Origin of the sequence: Thermogladius sp., assembly GCF_049970955.1 — an archaeon.
Taxonomy (GTDB): Archaea; Thermoproteota; Thermoprotei_A; order Sulfolobales; family Desulfurococcaceae; genus Thermogladius.
Window position 1 is genome coordinate 1 of record NZ_JBMFLY010000094.1, and the last position, 2,779, is coordinate 2,779.

Consider the following 2,779-nt stretch of genomic DNA (forward strand, 5'->3'; position numbering starts at 1 on the left):
CGGGGAAGGTAGAGGAGGTCTACTTACTGTCCAAGCTGATGTGCAAGCTGTACGCCGCGTCTAGGAGAGACACCCTCACCAACATCTCGAGGAGGCTGGGCGTGTCTGTGCAGGAGTTGAGCAGGATAATGCGTAACAAGGAGCCGGTCAGCGCTAGGAGGGCGGCCGACCTGGTCTCTAAGCTGGCGTACGTTGACGAGGACGCCGAGCTCAGGAGGAGCATCCGCGAAGCCCCGCTGCCCTTCCCCCACTTGAACAACTTGACTTCACGATACCCCCTCAGCCTCTACTGCTTCCTGTACAAGGCCATAGACGCGGTCAAAGACCTCGAGTTCGGCTACATAGTCACCGTGGAGGGGGCCGGGCTGGTCCTGGCCACCCTAATGGCGGTAGCCCTCGGGAAGAGGCTGGTCTACGGTATAAAGGCGGCTAAGGTGGCCGGGGGCCGCTCCTTTACAGCTGGTCAGGGCCCGGCCTACTCCCTCGACGCGACTCGTCGAGTCGTCTCCTTCCCCAGCGCACTGGACCTCAAAGGGGAGAGGGCCGTCGTCGTGGACGGGGTGGTGTGGACGGGGGCGACCGTAAAGTCCATGTCCAGGTACGTCGTGAAGAAGGGGGGTGTGGTCGAGGCCGCCGTTCTAATGGCGACGACGCGCGAGGTGGTGGAGAAGCTGGAGAGGGAGCTGGATTGCCCAGTGCACGCCCTCCTGACTCTATGACGGCGTGTACGCTGGCGGGGTGAAAAACCTAGGAGACGAGGACCTCCACGTCTACCTCGAAGACCCTCCCACCTCGCAGCACCTTGAGCGTCACGTAGCCCCTGTCGATAGCCTCCTCAACCGCCTCCCTCAAGTCGCTGGTCCTCGCGAGCTCCCTGCCGTCAGCCTCCAAGAGGATGTCCCCGTCCCTCAGTCCGCTGTGGTGCGCGGGTGTCCCAGGGATGACCCTGGCCACTATAAGGCCCTTCTTCACTCCCAGCCTGTAGAAGCCGGCCACGGTGGGGTTGAGAGGGGCGACGTAGACGCCTATCCACGCCCTGACAGGCCTGCCGTACCTCTCGATCATGAGTATGAACCTCTTCACGGTGTTGATGGGTATGGCGAAGCCTATGCCCTGGGCGTAGGGGACGATGGCGGTCGTCACCCCGATGGCCTGGCCGCGGAGGTTGACCAGCGGCCCCCCGCTGTTACCCGGGTTTATCGCGGCGTCGGTCTGGACAAGGTCCTCGAGCATAAGCTCCTCGGTGTAGATGTTCCTGCCCGTCGCGCTCACGACGCCCATCGTGACTGAGTGCTCGAAGAGCCCCAGGGGCGAGCCGACGGCCAGCACTATCTCGCCGACTCTTATCTGCCTGGAGTCCCCGAGCTCTATGGGCGGCCTGTAGTCCGGCACCTCGAGCAGTGCGAGGTCCCTGCTGGCGTCGGCGGCTATCACACCCGCCTCGTGCGAGTAGCCGTCGCTGAAAGTCACGGCTACTCTAGAGGCGTTCTTGACAACGTGAGCGTTCGTGACGGCGATTCCCTTCCCCACGATGAAGCCGGAGCCGAACCCCCTCAACGACTCGTAGCCGAAGAAGAGCAGGGGGACCTTGATCTCTGTGGCCACCGTTATAACCGAGTCCTTGACCCTCTCGACGATGCCCGCGATCTCCTCGTTGAGCTCCTCCAGCCTCACCTAGACCACCTACTCCTCCCCTGGCTCGACTCTGTAGAGTAGGTACCTGTCGTAGAGGTCCGTGGACAGTATGTCGAGGAGGGCGATGAGTATGAGCTCCTCGTCCTGGCTCAGCTCCTCCTTATTCAAGAGCTCCACAGCCCTCTTGAGTATACCCGCGGCACCCTCCCCGCCCTCGCCCCGCTTCCAGAGGAGCTCGATGTACTTCGCCTTCATGTTGTTGTAGAGCGTGTCCAGCTCGTCTGCCAGGTCGACGGCCTCGTCCTCGCTCAGTTGGAAGTACCTCTCGACCGCCCTAGCGAGCTCCCTTCTCTCCATGAGGACACCTGTCTATAAGTGTGGGGCAGGGGCTATATGTACATTACCCCTTAGGCCTACCTAACGCCGCAAACTATTTTTACCACGCACCCACCTTATTGAGAACCGTGGTCCTGTCATGGTGGAGTTTACGCACCTCCTTTTCGCGATCCTCGCGGCCCCCTACATCGCCGCTGTCTTGATGTACACCGCCAGGGCGGTGAAGGGGCCCACTGTACCCGACATAATCCTCGCGGTCGACTGCATCTCCTACGACCTCGCAGTTTTCCTGGCCCTCCTCTCGGTCTACTACCAGTCCCCCCTCATGATCGCCCCGGCCATCCTCCTAGCCCTCTGGGCGTACCTACTAGACGTCTTCGCCTCCAAGTACCTGGTCTCCAAGGAGGTGGGGGCTTGACGAGCGACCTCGTCTTCTGGGCGGGGGTCGTGGTGGTCTTCGTAGGAGGGGTCTTCGACTTCATAGCGGGGCTGGGGATGCTGAGGTTCCCCAACTTCTACGTCAGGCTCCACGCGGCCACGATAGGGGCCATCTACGGCGCTGTCCTACCGCTGATCGGCGTGGCCCTCATGGCCCTCGGCTCGCCTATACCGAACAACACCTTTATCGCGGGAGGCTGCCTCGCCACAGCGCTCGTCCTCTTCCTCGTGGCGCCCATAGGAAGCCACCTGCTAGCCTACGCAGCCCACAAGGCGAGGGCGGTGGAGTGGAGCCCCGTCGTGGACCAGCTGGGTGAGGAGGAGTGATACTGGTCTACCTCACTCTACTATTCGCGGGCCTCCTAAGTAC

Annotated in this window: 5 protein-coding genes; 3 read left to right on the plus strand and 2 right to left on the minus strand. The window is 62.1% G+C overall.

All coding sequences use genetic code 11. The features are described 5' to 3' along the window. A partial coding sequence (locus ACP5VX_RS06875; protein WP_428725140.1) for a phosphoribosyltransferase family protein occupies positions 1–719 on the plus strand: 719 nt, incomplete at its 5' end. Between the two features lie 28 nt (positions 720–747). On the opposite strand, the gene ACP5VX_RS06880 is transcribed toward ACP5VX_RS06875, so the two are convergent. Further along, positions 748–1,674 carry a S1C family serine protease gene (locus ACP5VX_RS06880; RefSeq protein WP_428725141.1) on the minus strand — a complete coding sequence of 309 codons (927 nt, stop codon included), beginning with the start codon at positions 1,672–1,674 and terminating at the stop codon, positions 748–750. Between the two features lie 9 nt (positions 1,675–1,683). After that, positions 1,684–1,992 (minus strand): hypothetical protein, encoded by a 309-nt coding sequence (locus ACP5VX_RS06885; protein WP_428725142.1) that lies wholly within the window; start codon positions 1,990–1,992, stop codon positions 1,684–1,686. Between the two features lie 118 nt (positions 1,993–2,110). Here ACP5VX_RS06885 and ACP5VX_RS06890 point away from each other — a divergent pair, with 118 nt between their 5' ends. Both ACP5VX_RS06890 and mnhG read left to right on the plus strand, forming a co-directional pair. After that, a complete protein-coding gene (locus ACP5VX_RS06890; protein WP_014737657.1) occupies positions 2,111–2,389 on the plus strand; it encodes a monovalent cation/H+ antiporter complex subunit F in 279 nt (92 codons plus the stop codon). After that, complete coding sequence (gene mnhG, locus ACP5VX_RS06895) at positions 2,386–2,736, plus strand: monovalent cation/H(+) antiporter subunit G (protein WP_428725143.1); 351 nt, start codon at positions 2,386–2,388, stop codon at positions 2,734–2,736. The genes ACP5VX_RS06890 and mnhG overlap by 4 nt, the downstream gene beginning before the upstream one ends. Positions 2,737–2,779 lie beyond the last annotated feature (43 nt).